This window comes from uncultured Thalassospira sp. (assembly GCF_963976115.1).
Lineage (GTDB): Bacteria > Pseudomonadota > Alphaproteobacteria > Rhodospirillales > Thalassospiraceae > Thalassospira.
Genome location: NZ_CAXBJJ010000010.1, coordinates 221476 through 238427 on the forward strand (window position 1 = coordinate 221476; position 16952 = coordinate 238427).

At 54.6% G+C, this 16952-nt stretch carries 18 protein-coding genes and 1 tRNA gene; 4 read left to right on the forward strand and 15 right to left on the reverse strand.

Annotation, left to right across the window (positions count from 1 at the left end; genetic code table 11):
• Window positions 1-30: 30 nt before the first annotated feature.
• On the reverse strand, window positions 31-318 hold the full coding sequence (locus tag AAC086_RS15120) for a Fis family transcriptional regulator (RefSeq protein ID WP_339779808.1): 288 nt from the start codon (window positions 316-318) through the stop codon (window positions 31-33).
• 344 nt (window positions 319-662) lie between these two features.
• On the opposite strand from AAC086_RS15120, the gene AAC086_RS15125 reads away from it, so the two are divergent.
• On the forward strand, window positions 663-1571 hold the full coding sequence (locus AAC086_RS15125; protein WP_339779809.1) for a pseudouridine-5'-phosphate glycosidase: 909 nt from the start codon (window positions 663-665) through the stop codon (window positions 1569-1571).
• A 142-nt stretch (window positions 1572-1713) separates the two neighbouring features.
• Here AAC086_RS15125 and AAC086_RS15130 read toward each other — a convergent pair whose 3' ends face one another.
• Window positions 1714-2358, reverse strand: a complete 645-nt coding sequence (locus AAC086_RS15130) for a pyridoxamine 5'-phosphate oxidase family protein (protein ID WP_339779810.1) — start codon at window positions 2356-2358, stop codon at window positions 1714-1716.
• Between the two features lie 146 nt (window positions 2359-2504).
• Between AAC086_RS15130 and AAC086_RS15135 the strand changes: the two genes are divergently transcribed.
• Together AAC086_RS15135 and AAC086_RS15140 are read left to right on the forward strand one after the other, a co-directional pair.
• Window positions 2505-4067, forward strand: a complete 1563-nt coding sequence (locus tag AAC086_RS15135) for a PLP-dependent aminotransferase family protein (RefSeq protein ID WP_339779811.1) — start codon at window positions 2505-2507, stop codon at window positions 4065-4067.
• A 100-nt stretch (window positions 4068-4167) separates the two neighbouring features.
• Window positions 4168-5676: a deoxyribodipyrimidine photo-lyase gene (locus tag AAC086_RS15140; protein ID WP_339779813.1), complete on the forward strand. Its 1509-nt coding sequence runs from the start codon at window positions 4168-4170 to the stop codon at window positions 5674-5676.
• Window positions 5677-5756: 80 nt separating this feature from the next.
• On the opposite strand, the gene AAC086_RS15145 is transcribed toward AAC086_RS15140, so the two are convergent.
• The 6 genes from AAC086_RS15145 to infA form a co-directional block, all read right to left on the reverse strand.
• Entirely contained in the window at window positions 5757-7313 is a 1557-nt protein-coding gene (locus AAC086_RS15145; RefSeq protein ID WP_339779815.1) for a CYTH and CHAD domain-containing protein, read from the reverse strand.
• 449 nt (window positions 7314-7762) lie between these two features.
• Window positions 7763-7838, reverse strand: a tRNA-Phe gene (locus AAC086_RS15150).
• Between the two features lie 103 nt (window positions 7839-7941).
• A complete protein-coding gene (gene yacG, locus AAC086_RS15155; RefSeq protein ID WP_339779816.1) occupies window positions 7942-8160 on the reverse strand; it encodes a DNA gyrase inhibitor YacG in 219 nt (72 codons plus the stop codon).
• A 3-nt stretch (window positions 8161-8163) separates the two neighbouring features.
• Window positions 8164-9585 carry a ribonuclease E/G gene (locus AAC086_RS15160; RefSeq protein WP_339779818.1) on the reverse strand — a complete coding sequence of 474 codons (1422 nt, stop codon included), beginning with the start codon at window positions 9583-9585 and terminating at the stop codon, window positions 8164-8166.
• Window positions 9586-9590: 5 nt separating this feature from the next.
• Window positions 9591-10184: a nucleoside triphosphate pyrophosphatase gene (locus AAC086_RS15165; protein WP_339779820.1), complete on the reverse strand. Its 594-nt coding sequence runs from the start codon at window positions 10182-10184 to the stop codon at window positions 9591-9593.
• 268 nt (window positions 10185-10452) lie between these two features.
• On the reverse strand, window positions 10453-10671 hold the full coding sequence (gene infA / locus AAC086_RS15170; RefSeq protein ID WP_073955974.1) for a translation initiation factor IF-1: 219 nt from the start codon (window positions 10669-10671) through the stop codon (window positions 10453-10455).
• Between the two features lie 201 nt (window positions 10672-10872).
• On the opposite strand from infA, the gene AAC086_RS15175 reads away from it, so the two are divergent.
• Window positions 10873-11400, forward strand: coding sequence for a GNAT family N-acetyltransferase (locus AAC086_RS15175; RefSeq protein ID WP_339779824.1), 528 nt, complete (start codon window positions 10873-10875; stop codon window positions 11398-11400).
• Between the two features lie 29 nt (window positions 11401-11429).
• Here AAC086_RS15175 and AAC086_RS15180 read toward each other — a convergent pair whose 3' ends face one another.
• From AAC086_RS15180 to AAC086_RS15210, 7 genes are all read right to left on the reverse strand, one after another.
• Complete coding sequence (locus AAC086_RS15180) at window positions 11430-11876, reverse strand: low molecular weight phosphatase family protein (RefSeq protein ID WP_339779826.1); 447 nt, start codon at window positions 11874-11876, stop codon at window positions 11430-11432.
• A 6-nt stretch (window positions 11877-11882) separates the two neighbouring features.
• Window positions 11883-12368, reverse strand: a complete 486-nt coding sequence (locus AAC086_RS15185) for a UPF0262 family protein (protein WP_339779844.1) — start codon at window positions 12366-12368, stop codon at window positions 11883-11885.
• A 44-nt stretch (window positions 12369-12412) separates the two neighbouring features.
• Complete coding sequence (gene hisD, locus AAC086_RS15190; protein ID WP_339779828.1) at window positions 12413-13708, reverse strand: histidinol dehydrogenase; 1296 nt, start codon at window positions 13706-13708, stop codon at window positions 12413-12415.
• Window positions 13698-14360, reverse strand: coding sequence for an ATP phosphoribosyltransferase (gene hisG / locus AAC086_RS15195; RefSeq protein ID WP_339779830.1), 663 nt, complete (start codon window positions 14358-14360; stop codon window positions 13698-13700). Before hisG ends, hisD begins: the two co-directional genes overlap by 11 nt.
• A gap of 113 nt (window positions 14361-14473) precedes the next feature.
• Window positions 14474-15760 (reverse strand): UDP-N-acetylglucosamine 1-carboxyvinyltransferase, encoded by a 1287-nt coding sequence (gene murA, locus AAC086_RS15200; protein ID WP_339779832.1) that lies wholly within the window; start codon window positions 15758-15760, stop codon window positions 14474-14476.
• Between the two features lie 61 nt (window positions 15761-15821).
• Window positions 15822-16376 carry a dCTP deaminase gene (gene dcd, locus AAC086_RS15205; protein WP_339779834.1) on the reverse strand — a complete coding sequence of 185 codons (555 nt, stop codon included), beginning with the start codon at window positions 16374-16376 and terminating at the stop codon, window positions 15822-15824.
• A 165-nt stretch (window positions 16377-16541) separates the two neighbouring features.
• A complete protein-coding gene (locus AAC086_RS15210; RefSeq protein ID WP_339779836.1) occupies window positions 16542-16724 on the reverse strand; it encodes a hypothetical protein in 183 nt (60 codons plus the stop codon).
• Window positions 16725-16952 lie beyond the last annotated feature (228 nt).

The window sequence follows — 16952 nt, forward strand, 5'->3', positions numbered from 1 at the left end:
CCGCCTTGTTCGCAAGGCGGCCATTTTTAGTTAAACCAGTTCAAACCGTAATTTTCGCCCCACAGCTTTCGCCCCGCGAAGAATGGTATCAAGCTGTATTTTGTCGTTTTTGGGGTCCAAAAGCCGATCAAGCTGAGTCCGGCTTGTTTGCATACGTTCTGCCATCATGCTTTTGGTCAGGTTCAATTCCTGCATCGCCTGCGAAATCTGCCATGCAATAACGCGCTTTACTGCGACGGCTTCAACGTCATCGCGAATGCCTTCTTCATCCAGAAAATCGTCAAAAGACGAACCGATATGGGCGTAAATCTTTTTCATGTCGCCACCATTGTACCTTGTAAGGTACAATTTGCAGAGATTTGACGTTGCCGTCAACAAAATATTAAATCGGGCGCGCTGGTGGAATGAATTACGCATGTGACGATTTTGTCCTTTATACCACCTTTGAGCGCCCCCGTTTTCGCCGCCGCCCATTCATCACTTTCTGGACGTTTTGGGTACGGAACTAAATTGAACAATTCTGGCAGGCAACGCTGTGCCCGCCGCGCTCAGGGCTGCCTTGCAACACAAAAGGGGCAAGGTCGCCCGGTTTTGGCTGGATAAATGGGCCTATTGTGTTTAATCCTGACCTTTAAAACTTTAACCCAATGATGAGCAGATGAATGTCCGAATTTATCGACCTTGCCCCGGAAGTTGCCGAAGCCTTTGCCAGTGGCGCACCGGTTGTTGCCCTGGAATCGACCATCATTTCGCATGGCATGCCCTATCCGCAAAACCTGGAAACCGCACAGGCTGTTGAACAGGATGTGCGCGATAACGGGGCCGTTCCCGCCACCATCGCCGTTATTGGTGGTCGTTGCAAAATCGGGCTGTCCCCGGCGGAGCTGGAATATTTTGCCAAAGGCAACGACATTTTAAAATTGTCGCGCCGCGATATTCCCTATGCCATTGCCAAAAAATGCGACGGGGCAACCACGGTTTCCGCCACCATGATTTTGGCAGAAAAAGCCGGGATCAAGGTTTTTGCCACCGGCGGTATTGGCGGCGTTCACCGCGAACTTGCCACCAGCTTTGATATTTCAGCCGATTTGACCGAACTGGGCAAAACCAGCGTTGCCGTTGTTTGCGCCGGGGCCAAGGCGATTTTGGACATTCCCATGACGCTGGAACATCTTGAAACGCTGGGCGTGCCCGTTATTGCCTATGGCACCGACGAATTCCCGGCTTTTTACACGGTTAAAAGCGGGCACCAAGCCCCCCTGCGCCTTGATAGCGCCGAAGAAATTGCCGCATTTCTGGCCGCCAAGTGGGACTTTGGCCTTAAAGGCGGCGTTGTCATTGGCAACCCGCCACCGGCCGACAAGGCCCTGGCCCTTGAAGCCATTGAACATGCGATTGACTCGGCCCTGGTCGAAGCCAAGGGTTTGAACATTCACGGGCGTGATGTAACCCCGTTTTTGCTACAACGCGTAACGCAGCATACCAAAGGCAAAAGTCTGGAAGCCAATATTGCGCTGGTGCGCAACAATGCCCGCCTGGGTGCGCAAATTGCCGTGGCGATGGCGAAATAACACCCAATATTTCAGGCCACAACAGGCCGCAAGCCGACACTTCGGATACAAAAAATGCGGACCCGTGTGGCCCGCATTTTTTATGAACAAGCGGTGCAGGACCGACTGGTTGAGAGACAGCCCTGCACCAAGCCAGCCGAGCCTAAGCTGGGGTGGCATTGCCCAAAAGGCTGCGATCGAGCAGGCTATCGTCAATCGGGTCGCCCCACACGGTACGGCAGGGAAGAACACCCGCCCAAACCGGCACGCTGTAATCTTCGATATCATCAGCCGGGTCGCCCGCGCGCATTTTGGCCGACACTTCCTCCATATCGAACTCAAGGAACATGGTTGCCTTTAATTCCTGCGAATTGGGATGACGGATTTTCTCCCAGCGGCCTTTTGCCAGTTTTTCAATAAACAGGGCGGCTTGTTCCATTTTCAACGCCGGATCCTCGATGACACGCGCTTTGCCATACATCACCACCGAACGATAATTGGCCGTATGATGCATGGCGGCACGGGCCATGACCAAGCCATCAAGATGGGCAATGCAAATGCACGCCTCTGCCCCATTGGCAAGCGCGTTCAATATGCGGTTTTTTGACGACCCGTGAATATAAAACTGTTCGCCCGCGCGCCAGTGCGCGGTGGGGATCATCACCGGACGACCATCCAGCACCGTGCTGACATGGCAAATGATCGCTTCATCAATAATGCGATGGACCGTTTCGCGATCATAGCTGGCACGCTTGGCACCCCGAACCACTTTGGTATGGGGCTGAATATCATAATCGGTCTCGCTCATTGGTCTCTCCTTGGCGGGCACGGGGTCGGGGTCGAGGTCGGCACCGGTATAAATTGCTTTGCCCGCATCATCGCCAAAATTGGACTTTTCAGAAGAACCGATATAAGAAAATTGATGGAACCAATTTAAAACAGCAGATCACCATCATGAGCACCCTTTTTTCCTGGATTTTCGCCAGCCAGCCCGATGAATCCCGTCAACCGGCCTATCGCCGACTGTATCTGGGCATTCGCGATGCCATTCTTGATGGGCGGTTAAAACCCGGCGAAAAACTGCCTGCCACCCGCGATTTGGCGCAGCAATTACGCCTGTCGCGCAATACCGTGGTGAATGCATTCGATTTGCTGATGTCGGAAGGTTATCTGGAGGGGCGCGTGGGCGCAGGCAGCTTTGTTGCCACCAGCCTGCCCGACCATTTGTTTAACCCCCGTGAGACCAATAACGCCATTGCCCCCCACACCGCAGCGCTACCAGTCTTACCCGCCAATGAACCTAACCCCGCATCAACGGCCAACATCCCTTCGCGCCCGCTTCAGATTAGCAAAAGTGCACTGCGGAGCCTGGCCTATACCCGCCATCACCCGCATTTTCCCACATTCCGTCCCTTTAACCCCAGCACCCCCGATTTATCGGCCTTTCCGTTTGATATATGGGCGCGGTTGTTACGCCGGGCGTGGCGCGTGCCCAAACAAAACCTGACCACCCCAACCGACAGCATGGGCCTGCCCGGTTTGCGCCGTGAAATTGCCGCGTGGTTGCGCCAGTCGCGCGGGGTGAATTGTGATGCCGACCGCATCATGATTGTATCGGGCGCGCAGCAAGCGCTGGATTTAATTGGCCGCGCCCTGATTGACCCGGGCGATGTTGTCGCCGCTGAAGACCCCGGATATGAAGGCATACGCGGGGTTCTGGCAGCAAATGGCGCGGTGATCCAGCCCATTCCCGTCGATAGGGAAGGCTTGCAGGTCAGCGTCCTTAATACCGAAACATCGCCGCCGACCCGCATGGTTGTGACCACGCCGTCACGTAACTTCCCCATGGGCACCACATTGTCGCTGGCGCGCCGGTTATCCCTGTTACAATGGGCCCGCGATGTTGATGGCTGGATCATCGAAGATGATTACGACAGCGAATATCGCTATGACGGGCCGCCCTTGTCATCGTTGCAAGGTCTGGATCGCGATAACCGGGTGATTTATGTCGGCACGTTTTCACGGGTTCTGTTTCCCGGCATCCGGCTGGGCTATCTGGTATTGCCGCCCGATCTGGTGCCGGTGTTTCGCGGCCTGCGCGGCTTTGCCGACGGGGTTCCGGCCCCCACAGCACAGGCGGCCTTAGCGGCCTTTTTCACCGATGGTCATTTTGGCAGCCATGTTCGGCGGATGCGTCTGCTTTATGGTGAAAGGCGCACACATCTTTTATCGCTGATTAACGATCATGCCGCCGATTTGCTTGATGTCGTCCCCACCGATGGCGGATTGCATATTTGCGCGCACCTGATGAACGGGCAGCCCGACCACCTTTATCAACAGGCATTGTTTGAAAAACAGGTCGATTGCCGGTTTTTATCGTCCTATTTTCACGATAAAAGCCCCTGCGACAATGACCCTGCCCGTCAGGGTCTTGTTTTGGGCTTTGCCGGTTGGGAACAAAAACAGCTTGGCCAGAGTTTTAGTGATCTGACCACCATTCTACGCCGTAACAATTGAAGACCCCAAGCCAAAGACAGAGCGCACCATATGCTTCCCCTGGCATTTATAAAATGATGCGCTCTGTCTGCCTTTAAAATCAAAACAATTAGAGGCCCGGATGCCCCAGCCCCCTATTGCTGTTATGTGGTTTCGCAACGATCTGCGCTTAAGCGACAACCCCGCCCTTAACGCGGCCGTGACATGGGCCAACAGCAATAATGGCGCGGTTCTGCCCATATATATTCTTGATGACGTGATGGAAAACCAGTTGGGGGGTGCCACGCGCTGGTGGCTAAAGAAAAGCCTGGGCGCGCTTGAAACATCCATCGCACAAACAGGGGCTGCCGTGGAAAAACAGTCGCCCGGCCAATCCCTGCATTTGTTTCGGGATAATGCCCAACAGGTGATTTCACGCCTGTGCAATGATCATAACATTGCCGCCATATTCTGGAATCGCAGTTACGATCCGCAATCGCTACACCGTGACGCCGCCATAAAAAACCAGTGCCGCGATGTTTTGGACCTGCGATGCGAAAGCTTTAACAGCCATTTGCTGTTTGAACCATGGGAGGTCAAAACCGGGGCCGGAACATCGTTCAAGGTGTTTTCACCGTTCTGGCGGGCCTGCCTGAAAATGCCGCCGCCCTTGCCCCCCAAACCCGCGCCTAAAGCCATTCCCCTGTCGGGTCTTGTTCCGGAAAACGCGGTCTCTCTCCCCGACCTTGATCTGTCGCCCAAACCTTTTGACTGGACCACGGGGCTGGCCGACCGCTTTACACCAGGGGAACAGGCCGCACGCGACCAGTTGCATTATTTTATCAATGACCGCCTTGTCGACTATGCCGATTTGCGCGACCGACCCGACCGGCGGGTAACATCGGAACTATCGCCGCATTTGCGGTTTGGTGAAATCAGCCCGCGTGAAATATGGCATGCCCTGACCCGCCATATGCGCGCTAAACCGGGCCAGGGCAAAACGGCATCCAAGTTTTTGTCCGAACTGGGCTGGCGCGAATTTGCCCACCATGTGCTGTTTCATGCCGACGATTTGCGCCGTAAACCGCTGCAAGCGCAATTTACCCACTTCCCGTGGCGCAACAGCCCGGCAGACCTGCAAGCATGGCAGCGCGGCCAAACCGGCTACCCGATTGTGGATGCCGGCATGCGTGAGCTTTGGCATACCGGCTATATGCATAACCGGGTCCGTATGATTGTGGGGTCGTTTCTGGTCAAACATTTATTACTGCATTGGCAGCACGGGCTGGCATGGTTTGACGATACACTGGTCGATGCCTGCCCGGCCGCAGACCCGTTTTCATGGCAATGGATTGGCGGCAGCGGTGCTGATGCCGCGCCCTATTTTCGCATTTTCAACCCGGTTTTGCAGGGTGAAAAGTTCGATTCCGACGGCAACTATGTGCGCCAATGGGTGCCGGAACTGCGCGACCTGCCGACCGCGCATATCCATAAACCGTGGGAGGCCCCGCCCCTGATCTTGCAAGGGGCTGGCGTTAAACCGGGCCAAACCTACCCCGAACCGATTGTGGATTTAAAAGGGGGCCGCGACCGGGCGATGAATGCCTATCGCGATATGAAGGCCACACGCACAGGCAATAACCCCGGTTAATCGCACAGCGACCACCCCAAGGCGAAACAAAGCCGTCCTCCTGCCCTGTAAAACGTCAACAGGGCAGGACGACTTGTTACTTAGCGCCAGAATGGCTTTTGTTTATCAAACGCCTTCCATGCGCTGGCAATGCCTTGCAAACGGTAATCAGCGCGTGCGCCATACCACCCGGCAATACGACCAACCCCGATCAATCCCGGCTTGCTCAAGGTGGGCTGCAAGATCAACAGCCGGTTTTCGGCAACAGCAGCATCATTTAACTGGCCCAGAATATCCTGCAATTCGGCCAGACTACTGCGGAATTTCTTTACCGATTTGCCGCCATAAATTTCATAGAAAAAATCACAGGCATAGCGCATATGCTTCACATCCAACCGCCAGGCATGCAAACCGGCAATGCTAAGATCCGCCACTTTGCTACCGCGTTTGGCCATGCGTTTGCGCGCTTTCTCCAACAGCGGTTCGGCCAGGTCAACAATCGGGCTCGACATGGCCCGCATTTGCGTGGCACTGGCCCCCGAAGCCCACCGCGAATAGCTCGACCAGGCACCAAGCAGCAAACACAATTGCTGATAATCGGACGATTCCAGCATCGCAATCGCCCCCTTTAACGCCAATGCGCGTTGCTCTTCGGCGGCTTTGCGCAATTCGGCATTGGGGCCGTTTTCATCCTTGTCGTGAAAACGGTATTCGATGGCAGGCAGGGTTTCGTCCAAAAACACATCCCAGTCACGCAGGGCATCGAGCTCCTTGGCACAGGATTTTAACAAGCGGCGAATTAAAACCGCCTCGCCTTCTGGCAGGTTATGGCGAAACAGGCTAAAGGCAACCCGCAAGCGACGCATACCAACCCGCATCTGATGGCAGCCTTCTGGGTGCAAATCCTGGCGCACGCAACCTTCATTGCCCAAAATCATGGCAAGGCCCTGGGCGATCACGGCGCGAAAGGCTTCTTCCGCGCTCATATCGGCCTCAAGACCAACCGGATCGGCACGATAAAATGTCGGCTGTTCATCAAAATAAAGCGACCGCCCGCGCGATGCCTTGGAACGCAAACTTAAATACAGCGGCACGGTGCGTTGTAATTCCAGCGCCAGATCAAACAGGGCCGCCGGGTGGCCTTCTTTTAGCTCCAGTTCCACTTCTGAAATCGGTGCTTCGCGGCTTCCCGCCCGCACAACCCCCTGATCAATCGCCAGTTCCATCACCGCATCGCGATATCCCAGATCAACACTGGTGCGCGCCAGATCGGTCTCAAAAATCCGGTCGATTTTCTTGTTTTTGGCCAGTTTATCGAGCAGGGCCAAAACATCATCATCGGTGAATTTGCTCAGATCAAGTGCCCCGTCGTCGAGCTCGACCGTCCATTCCTGACGTTCGGGCAAGGCTGCGCGCAACCCGTTTGAGGCCTTGACCGTTTGCTCCCAGCCCGTGGTCCCTTTTTTGCGAACACGAATTGCCAGTCCCTTGCGCGACAACGACAGCTTTGACGTGTCATAATAAATCGACACCAGCTGAGTGGTCGTCAAACGCCGCCCTTCTTTAACTTCGCGCAGAACCGGAGCCTGTTTAAGACGATTCACATGCTTCGGATCGATCCGCATTTTCAGTTCGATCTCGATCTGTTTCTCCGCCATCCCGATTCCTTCTATGTCAATCTTTGTCCTGTCAGACGCGATGCGCGCTGCCCGAAAGGATAGTTCTATCGTGAAACATGTTGCAGCAGTTTGAAATAATATCGCTCAAATGCTTGTCATTTCATTGTCATAATCCTGTAAAAATCAGATTAAATCATGGAAAAGCAAGCATTTTTGGACATGATGAACGTAATGGGAAAAATGATGTTCATCTGAATGTTGTTTTGGGTGAAATTATGCTCAAACAGTCACGACTCTGATGAGTTTCGCACATTTTATACCTGATAACACTGATATACATGCGGTACAATGTCGGCATCTCGCCAGAATCAGAACGGATTCCCGTTTTGCGCGACATATCCCAAAGCAGGCCAAGAAACTGCGCGCCTTTATCGTGGGAAAAGATACAAAAAAACCCGGCCAAAGCCGGGTTCATTTTGATCTTCAAGTGGTGCCCGGAGGCGGATTCGAACCACCGACACGCGGATTTTCAGTCCACTGCTCTACCAACTGAGCTATCCGGGCAACCTTGAAGCATTTCCGTTTCCGGAAGCGTTCCCTGCGGAACGAGCGGGGTTATACAAGCTGGGTTGCACCTTGTCCAGCCCGTTTTACATTTTTTTTGAACTTAAAATTCGTCTTCATCTTCAAGGTCTTCAAGATACTCTGGCGGTTCGGTCGCGGGCACAGCATAACTGGCGTTCAGCCACTTGCCCAAATCCAGATCTGCACAGCGTTTCGAGCAAAACGGCTTGTATTTTTCCACCACCGGTGCCCCGCACATCGTGCATTGTGTAATGGTTGATTGTGCCTTGTTCGTACCCGATGCGGTCATTTTACCGGCCATGTCTTAAACCCTTTCAATCACATATTGATCCAGCCCCAGTGAAGCATCTGCCACCCGCGGGGGCAAACCACCAAACAGGCCGGTTAAAATACGCTGACAATCTTTCTGTTGATCAAACATCTGCGCCATAACCGGATGCAGGCGCAAGCGGCATTGCCCCACTGGCTGATGGCGAAGCTCGCCCGCGATGGCGCGCAATACCGCATTTTTCGCGGCCTCTCGCCCCGGCCGGGCGTTTTGCACGAACGATTCGCCTTTATCAAACATCAAAGATGCCAAATCGGCACCACTACGCTGGCGTGTCAGTTCATACAGACCCAACCTGGTAAAACCGCCAAGTTGCACGGCACCGTCCATTTCGGTGCCAAATCCCTTGCGCAGGGCGGCTTCAAACGCGTCGCGTGCGCCCCGCCCCGGCATCCGAATCGGATCGATCACCACCAGACCGCCGATATTGCGCAAAATAATCTGCAACACAATTTCAAATGCCGCCGCCAGATTAACATCCAGATTGCGCCGGTCGGCATTTTGCCCGGTTTGCGCCTGCGCCCCACCGGCATTCACATCAATGGCACACAGGGCGGTTGTCTGCTCAATCGCGATCCAGCCACCACCAGGCAAATCGACGCGCACCTGCAAGGCTTCATCAAGGGCTGCTTGCACACCTTCGGATGCAAACAGTAACGAACTGCCCTTATGCACGCCAAGCACCGTTTCATCGGCACCATTGCCACGCAACACCCCACGCAAGCGAATATATTCTGCCATGCCGTCAACAATGCAGGGATACCCTGCCATAATATGACGTTCGACCACCTGATCAACATCGGACAGGGCATGAAAAACCCGACAAGGACGGTCGGCATTTTTTTGTGCGTCAAGCGCCTGTTGCCAAATTAATTTCAGTCGGGAAAATTCACCGCGCAACGCATCGTCGGTCCATTCAGCAGCGGTGCTGCGTAAGGTCAGGCTTTCGCCCTGCTGCGCAAGCGATTTTAAAAAACCCGCCAAATGGCTGCGCCGGGCCGGGTCGTTTATCTTGCGGGGAATATCGATAACACCGCTGCCGGGGCGAAAAATCATGCCGCCACCTTCTATGGCGATGCGGCCGGTCAGTTTCGGGCCTTTATCGTCAAATCCCAGGCGTGACACCTGCACAATTACCCATTGGCCTTCGTGCAGCGGGCCATCAATGCGGTCAAGCGGCAACAAACCGTCCGCACAGCCATCAAGCACCACCATGGCAGCAGCCATTTCCGGCAAAACACGCGACACCCGGCCAATATGAATATCAAAACGCCGTGGTCCCCCGCGATCCAGCCATATCCGGCGCACACGATCATTGGCCAGCAGGGCGACCCGGCGTTCGTTGGCGACCGCATCAATCAGTAACAGCCTGTCGCGCCAATCCCCCTGATCTGGCATGGTTATCAAACCTCCGGGAAATATCCCAAACCGCGCAACAACGCATCGGCATCGTAAAGCGACAGACCAACCACGTTGCTATAAGACCCGGAAAGATGGCGAATAAAAACAGCCGCCCGCCCCTGAATGGCATAGGCACCGGCTTTGCCCCGCCATTCATCACCGGCAAGATAGCGGTTGATATCGCCCTCGTTCAGGCCACGAAAAATAACCTGTGTTTCAACAACACGTGATCGCACTGTTCCATCTGGCGCAATCACACAAATGCCGCCATGCACCCTGTGCCGCCGCCCCGAAAGCATCCGCAAAAACTTGCGGGCTTCGGCGATGTCTTCGGGTTTGCCAAGGGTGCGCTGCCCACAGGCGACCACGGTATCGGCGGCCAAAACAAATGCACCTGTCTGGTTTTGGGCCACAGCACGGGCCTTTTCTTCGGCCAGGCGCAACGCAAGGCGGCGCGGGCTTTCATCACGCAAGGGCGTTTCATCGATATCGGCGGGCGAAATCGCATCGGGTGTGACACCAATCTGTGTCAACAATTCAACACGCCTTGGCGATGCCGAGGCCAGAACAAGTTTGAATGAAACGTTCGAGGACAAATGACGGCTCCCGGTTGGCAAAATGCAGCGCGAATCTGGACCATAGCAGGACAAATGCCCCGATAAAACCCGCCCCGATGCTGTTTGCCCTAAACAAAATACGGTTGTTAAAAAAGGCCCTTAAACAGACAAATGCCGCCAGATCAAAGATCATGCGGCATTGCGTCGGCTCGCGCAAAATAAAGGCTGTTCCGGATGAACGGGATATATCGCATATCCCAAGCCACCTTGTAAGCAAGGCGGCGAAAACCGGAACTTCTGCTGCGGATTATTTAAAGCGGAAAGTGATCCGACCTTTGGTCAAATCATACGGCGTCATTTCAACGCTGACGCGATCGCCAGCCAGAACGCGAATACGGTTTTTCCGCATCTTGCCCGAAGTGTGGGCGAGAATTTCGTGATCATTGTCCAGCTTCACGCGGAACATCGCGTTGGGCAAAAGCTCTGTGACTGTGCCCTGAAACTCGATAACGTCTTCTTTAGCCATGTGACTCCTAAACTTTCGTGCTGCAACAACAATGACCGGTTGGCGCAAACTGCGCTGTTCACGCGAAAAGGTCAAGCCCTTTCGCATGTTGCACAGTGCGCCCCGGCAATGCGGTACGTGCATGTTGTGCTTAATATAGGTAGCATAGCCCAACAGGGCCAGTCCCGAGACATTATTTACCTGCCAGAAGATGGATGTTTGATGAAAAAGGTTCTTACCCCTGATCAGTTCCCCAAAATTCGCCCTGCCACCGTCAATGATGCCGGTCACATGCATGCCATGCTTAAGGAAATTGCCCGGGTGACCGATAGCCTGGAAAAATTTACCAGCACCAAAGAAGATATCGTACGCGACGGCTTTGGCGACATCCCGGCCTTTCGCGCCCTGATCGGCGAAACAGATGACGGAATGCCGTTGGCGATGTGCCTATATTTCGACAGCTATTCAACCTTTCGCGGCAAAGCTGGCATTTATATTCAGGATTTATATGTGGATTCGTCGCTGCGTGGCGGCGGTTTTGCCCGTTACCTGTTTGCCCATGTTGCCGACTATGCCCGCAAAAACAACCGCCATTATATCCGCCTGTCGGTCGATGCCGAAAACATGACCGGGCAAAAATTCTATCGCAAAATCGGTATGAAGGGGGCGGTTAACGAATACATCTATGTGCTCGAAGGCAATGCCCTAACTACCCTTGCCGCCGAAGCCGAGCTGTTATCGTTGCCATAAAGACCCGCCGCAATGTCGCCCGGAAAGCCTTAAACCTTGGGTGACGGGGCCAGCGGAAAGCGTTCAAGAATACGTTTTTTAAGCTGGTCGCGCACCTGGCGATAGGCTTCAAGCCTTGTTTCGCGTGACCCTTCGACCATGGTGGCATCAAAGGTATTCCAAAACTCCACATCACAGGCCATGGTGCGGGTCATTTCCATGGCCCGGTGCTGGGCTTCGGGCGATAATGTGACGATCAAATCAAAAAAACCGTCTTCAAGTTCGTCAAAGGTCTTGGGTTTATAGGCCGAAATATCCAGGCCAATTTCGTCCATGACGGCCACGGCAAAACCATCCAGGTCGCCAGCACGCAGCCCGCAACATTCAACATAGACCCGATGGCCGTGAAAATGCCGCATCAAGGTTGCCGCCATAATAGACCGGACGGCGTTGAAACTGCATGAAAACAGCACGGCACCGGGAATATCCTGCGCCACCTGCCCTTACCCCCGAATATGCAAAACACAAATCAGGGTAAATAGTCTCCGGGCGGTATTTTCATCCATCACAACCTTTTCCGACAGCACGTCCCGCAATTGCTCCGACCCTTCATTATGCAATCCACGGCGCGCCATATCGATGGTTTCGATCTGGGCGGCTGATGCCTTTTTGATCGCATCGTAATAACTTTCGCAGATCATGAAATAATCCTTCACGATTCGGCGAAACGGGGTGAGCGGCAAAATAATGGTTGTCAGGTTCTCGTCATCATTGTCGCCGCGCACATCCATATAGATGCGGTTATCCTCAATGCGCAGATGCACCGAATAGGGGCCGGTAAAACCACCCGCCGGGGCAAAGTAGTTTTCCTCAAGCAAATCATAAATCGCCACGGCCTGCTCGTGTTCCACTTCCGGGCGGCGGCGAATATTATGTTTCTGGTCAAGATATATGCCGGCGATACACTGGTTGTTCTCGGTGTCTGCCATCATCTTTTCCCCTATCCCCGGTACAATGCTGTCGTGCAACAACCTTACATGCGGTTGGAACGGATCGCTACTGAAAGTCCATGTGCATGCAAACCTTCACTTTCGGCCAAGGCAATTGCCGCCGGGCCGATTTTCGCAAGGCTTTCCGGTGTGCATTTGATCAGTGATGACCGTTTCACAAAATCCAGCACCCCCAAACCCGAGGAAAACCGCGCCGAACGCGCCGTTGGCAACACATGGTTTGGCCCGGCCACATAGTCGCCAATGGCTTCCGGGGTATAGCGGCCCAGGAAGATCGCCCCGGCATGATGAATTTTATCCGCCAGAGCATCAGGGTCATCGACGGCAAGTTCAAGATGCTCGGGTGCCAGTCGGTCCACAAGGGCCGGTGCCTGATCAAGGTTTTCAACCACAATAATTGCGCCAAAATCGCGCCAGCTCGCCCCGGCAATTTCCGCACGCGGCAAGGTTTCAAGGTGCATATCAATGGCTTTTTGCACCGCATCGGCAAAATCAGCATCATCAGTAATCAGGATCGACTGTGCCACCGGGTCATGTTCCGCCTGCGAGAGCAAATCTGCCGCCACCCAGGACGGGTCATTGCTGCCATCGGCGACCACCAGAATTTCCGACGGCCCGGCAATCATATCAATGCCAACCTGGCCAAAAACCCGGCGTTTTGCCGCAGCCACAAAAGCATTCCCCGGCCCGACGATTTTATCCACCGGGCGAATGGTTTGGGTGCCATAGGCCAATGCCGCCACCGCCTGTGCGCCGCCAATGCGGTATATTTCATCGACCCCGGCAATGCGCGCGGCGGCCAGAACCAGCGGGTTCATTTTATTATCCGGTGTGGGCACCACCATCACCAGCCGCTCAACCCCGGCGACTTTGGCGGGAATCGCATTCATCAAAACCGATGACGGATAAGACGCCAACCCACCAGGCACATACAACCCGGCCGCACTGACCGGGCGCCAGCGCCAGCCCAGTTCGACGCCGCTTTCGTCGGTATAGCGTTCATCGGCGGGCAATTGCCGGTCGTGATAGGCGCGAATGCGCGCTGCCGCCGTTTTAAGCGACTCCAGCAATTCCGGCTCGATCGCGGCCAGGGCGGCATCAACCTCGTCGGGTGTCACCGCCATACCGTTCGCATCCATTGACAAACGGTCAAACCGGTTGGTGTATTCCACCACCGCATCGTCGCCGCGTTTGCGCACATCGGCGATAATATCGGCAACGGCGGCGTCAACATCGGCATCCGATTCGCGCTTCATGCCCAGCAGTTTGACAAATTCCGGCTCAAACCCGGCATCGGTAATTGACAGTTTAATTGGCATTGCGCACCTCGGAAAAACGATCAATCAGGGGCTGAATTTCGGTTGGGCGGGTTTTAAGCGCGGCCCGGTTAACAATCAGACGCGACGAAATATCGGCAATATGTTCAATTTCGCGCAAGCCATTAGCCACCAGTGTGTTGCCCGTCGATACCAGATCAACGATGCGACGGCACAGGCCCAATGTCGGGGCCAGTTCCATCGCCCCGTTTAATTTGATGCATTCGGCCTGCACACCGCGCGCGGCAAAATGATTGCGCGTGACATTGGGGTATTTGGTCGCCACCCGCACATGCGACCAGCGCGACGGATCATCCCCTTCAATCATTTCTTCCGGCTCCGCCACGGCCAGGCGGCAATAGCCGATCCCAAGGTCCAGCGGGGCATAGATTTCGGAATAATCAAATTCCATCAAAACATCATTGCCACACACCCCGATATGGGCCGCGCCAAAGGCAACAAAGGTCGCCACATCAAAACTGCGCACCCGGATAATATCGATATTCGGGTGGTTGGTGGTGAAACGCAACGCACGGGATTTGGGATCATCAAAGGCTGCTTCAGGCTCGATACCTGCGGCCCGCACCAGGGGCATTACCTCATCAAGAATGCGTCCCTTGGGCAGGGCCAGCACCAGCTTTGCGTCGTCAGTCATCAATCAGTCGCCTTGCGCTTTGTTGTCTTGTCATATCCCGCCCCGGACCGGGCGAAATCATATTTCGGTCCCCACCCCGAATATCGGGGCGGGGTATTATATGTCGGCGCACGTTATTCGCTGACCCGTTCAATACCGGCGCCGCAAGCTGCCAGCTTTTCTTCCAGCCGTTCATAGCCGCGATCAAGATGATAAACACGGTTAATCACGGTTTCACCTTCGGCGGCCAGCCCGGCCAGAACCATCGAAACCGATGCCCGAAGGTCGGTTGCCATCACCTCGGCACCGGAAAGTCTGGCACTGCCCCGCACAATGGCCGAACGGCCATGCACGTTAATGTCTGCCCCCATACGGCTAAGCTCCGGCACATGCATGAAACGGTTTTCAAAAATGGTTTCCGTAATCATCGACGCGCCATTGGCAACCGACATCAATGCCATGAACTGGGCCTGCATGTCGGTCGGAAAGCCGGGATAGGGTTCGGTCATCACATCGACACCGCGAAGGGTGGCACGATTCCCGCGCACGATCATGCCGTCATCCGTTTCGATAATCTCAATTCCGGCTTCGCGCATCGCATCCACCAGCGAGTTGATCAGCGCGATCCGCGTGCCAACCAGTTCAATTTCCCCCCCGGTGATGGCGGCAGCAATGGCATAGGTGCCGGTTTCAATGCGGTCGGGCACTACCGAATATTCTGCTCCGTGCAGGCGCGGCTTGCCGGTAACTTTCAGGGTATCGGTGCCAATGCCCTCAATTTCGGCCCCCATCGCCACCAGGCAATGGGCCAGATCGGCAACTTCGGGTTCGCGTGCTGCATTGGCAATGGTGGTAACACCATCGGCCAGCGATGCGGCCATAATCGCATTTTCGGTTGCGCCAACGGAAACCTGCGGAAACAAAATGTGCCCGCCCTTAAGACCCCCGGGCGCACGGGCCTCGATATAGCCTTCGGTCAGATGAATTTCAGCCCCCATGACTTCCAGCGCCTTTAAGTGCAAATCAACCGGACGGTTGCCAATGGCACAGCCACCGGGCAACGACACCCGGGCAATACCGCACCGGGCCACCAGCGGCCCCAGCACCAGAACCGATGCGCGCATTTTACGCACCAGATCATAAGGTGCCGTTGTCGAGGCGATTTCTGCAGCCTGCATATCAAGAACACGCCCGGTATGCCCGCCATTGGGGGCATTGCCGTTCAAATGCAGGGCAACCCCGTGCTGGCTTAGCAATTTTGTCATCGATGTAATGTCATCAAGATGGGGCAAATTGCTTAAGGTCAGGGTTTCGTCGGTCAAAAGGGCGGCTGCCATCAGCGGAAGGGCGGCATTTTTGGCCCCGCCAATTGCGATTTTGCCCTGCAAACGGCGACCACCGGAAATCTTGATTTTGTCCATTCAATCCTCGTTAAGCCGCACAATGGCGCGGCATATCTATTTTCAGGGGTGTGCCCCGGTCTTAGAGACGCGGCAGGGTCACACCTTTTTGGCCCATATATTTCCCGGCGCGATCGGCATATGACGTGTCACATTCCGCCTCGGCCTTTAGAAAAATAAACTGACACGCCCCTTCATTGGCATAAATCCGTGCCGGAAGCGGTGTGGTATTTGAAAATTCCAGCGTCACATGTCCTTCCCATTCCGGTTCAAGCGGCGTGACATTGACGATGATGCCGCACCGGGCATAGGTCGATTTTCCCAGACATATCACCAGAGTGTCGCGCGGAATGCGGAAATATTCCACTGTGCGCGCCAAGGCAAAACTGTTGGGCGGAATGACACAAACATCGGTTTTGCGATTAACAAAACCCTGATCGGAAAATTCCTTGGGATCGACAATAACCGAATCGACATTGGTGAAAATCTTGAATTCATCGGCAACACGGGCATCATAGCCATAAGAACTAACACCATAAGAAATGACGCCATCGCGCTTGATCCCATCGACAAATGGCTCAATCATGCCGTTTTCTTGCGCCATCTGGCGTATCCAGTGATCCGGTCTTACCGACATATTCTCACCTCCGCCAAAAACAATAAAATCGTCACCAAGGTTTTACCCGCCCCGACCCTGCAAGATCAACCAGACGATACCAACAAAGCGGGCTTTGCCTGCATTTTTATGCCAATCAGGCTCCACAAAGCCCCCTGCGCCCTTTCATCCGAGGTTTTGCGGGCATTATTGTGTGTCGTCATCTTTGGCATTTCCGGTGCCATCTGTTGGCGCATCATCAGGTTCATCATCCTTACGACCGCGTTGCTGTTGCTTGCGCCGCGCCAGATTGGCCCGCAGGGCCTCGGCCTCGCGTTTCAACCTTTGGGGCGACGGGATAGGCTTGGCCTGTTTTTTCTTTTCACTCATGGTCTCATCTGGTGTTGGATTTTAGTTTAAACATGCAGGTCAATCTGCGTGGAACATACACGGGAAGGTGGCAAATTCACGGCTATCGGCCTGCCAATAAAAAAGGTGCATATTTCGGGCTTGACCAGACGCTAGGCAGTAGCCTATAAACCGCCCGCACCGCAAGGGTTCTTGCTGCCGTAGCTCAGGGGTAGAGCACTCCCTTGGTAAGGGAGAGGTCGAGAGTTC

Bases quoted from the DNA above. Each gene is read 5' to 3' on its own strand.
- AAC086_RS15120 (WP_339779808.1), bottom strand. From the start codon at position 318: ATGAAAAAGATTTACGCCCATATCGGTTCGTCTTTTGACGATTTTCTG.
- AAC086_RS15125 (WP_339779809.1), top strand. From the start codon at position 663: ATGTCCGAATTTATCGACCTTGCCCCGGAAGTTGCCGAAGCCTTTGCC.
- AAC086_RS15130 (WP_339779810.1), bottom strand. From the start codon at position 2,358: ATGAGCGAGACCGATTATGATATTCAGCCCCATACCAAAGTGGTTCGG.
- AAC086_RS15135 (WP_339779811.1), top strand. From the start codon at position 2,505: ATGAGCACCCTTTTTTCCTGGATTTTCGCCAGCCAGCCCGATGAATCC.
- AAC086_RS15140 (WP_339779813.1), top strand. From the start codon at position 4,168: ATGCCCCAGCCCCCTATTGCTGTTATGTGGTTTCGCAACGATCTGCGC.
- AAC086_RS15145 (WP_339779815.1), bottom strand. From the start codon at position 7,313: ATGGCGGAGAAACAGATCGAGATCGAACTGAAAATGCGGATCGATCCG.
- yacG (WP_339779816.1), bottom strand. From the start codon at position 8,160: ATGGCCGGTAAAATGACCGCATCGGGTACGAACAAGGCACAATCAACC.
- AAC086_RS15160 (WP_339779818.1), bottom strand. From the start codon at position 9,585: ATGCCAGATCAGGGGGATTGGCGCGACAGGCTGTTACTGATTGATGCG.
- infA (WP_073955974.1), bottom strand. From the start codon at position 10,671: ATGGCTAAAGAAGACGTTATCGAGTTTCAGGGCACAGTCACAGAGCTT.
- AAC086_RS15175 (WP_339779824.1), top strand. From the start codon at position 10,873: ATGAAAAAGGTTCTTACCCCTGATCAGTTCCCCAAAATTCGCCCTGCC.
- AAC086_RS15185 (WP_339779844.1), bottom strand. From the start codon at position 12,368: ATGGCAGACACCGAGAACAACCAGTGTATCGCCGGCATATATCTTGAC.
- hisD (WP_339779828.1), bottom strand. From the start codon at position 13,708: ATGCCAATTAAACTGTCAATTACCGATGCCGGGTTTGAGCCGGAATTT.
- hisG (WP_339779830.1), bottom strand. From the start codon at position 14,360: ATGACTGACGACGCAAAGCTGGTGCTGGCCCTGCCCAAGGGACGCATT.
- murA (WP_339779832.1), bottom strand. From the start codon at position 15,760: ATGGACAAAATCAAGATTTCCGGTGGTCGCCGTTTGCAGGGCAAAATC.
- dcd (WP_339779834.1), bottom strand. From the start codon at position 16,376: ATGTCGGTAAGACCGGATCACTGGATACGCCAGATGGCGCAAGAAAAC.
- AAC086_RS15210 (WP_339779836.1), bottom strand. From the start codon at position 16,724: ATGAGTGAAAAGAAAAAACAGGCCAAGCCTATCCCGTCGCCCCAAAGG.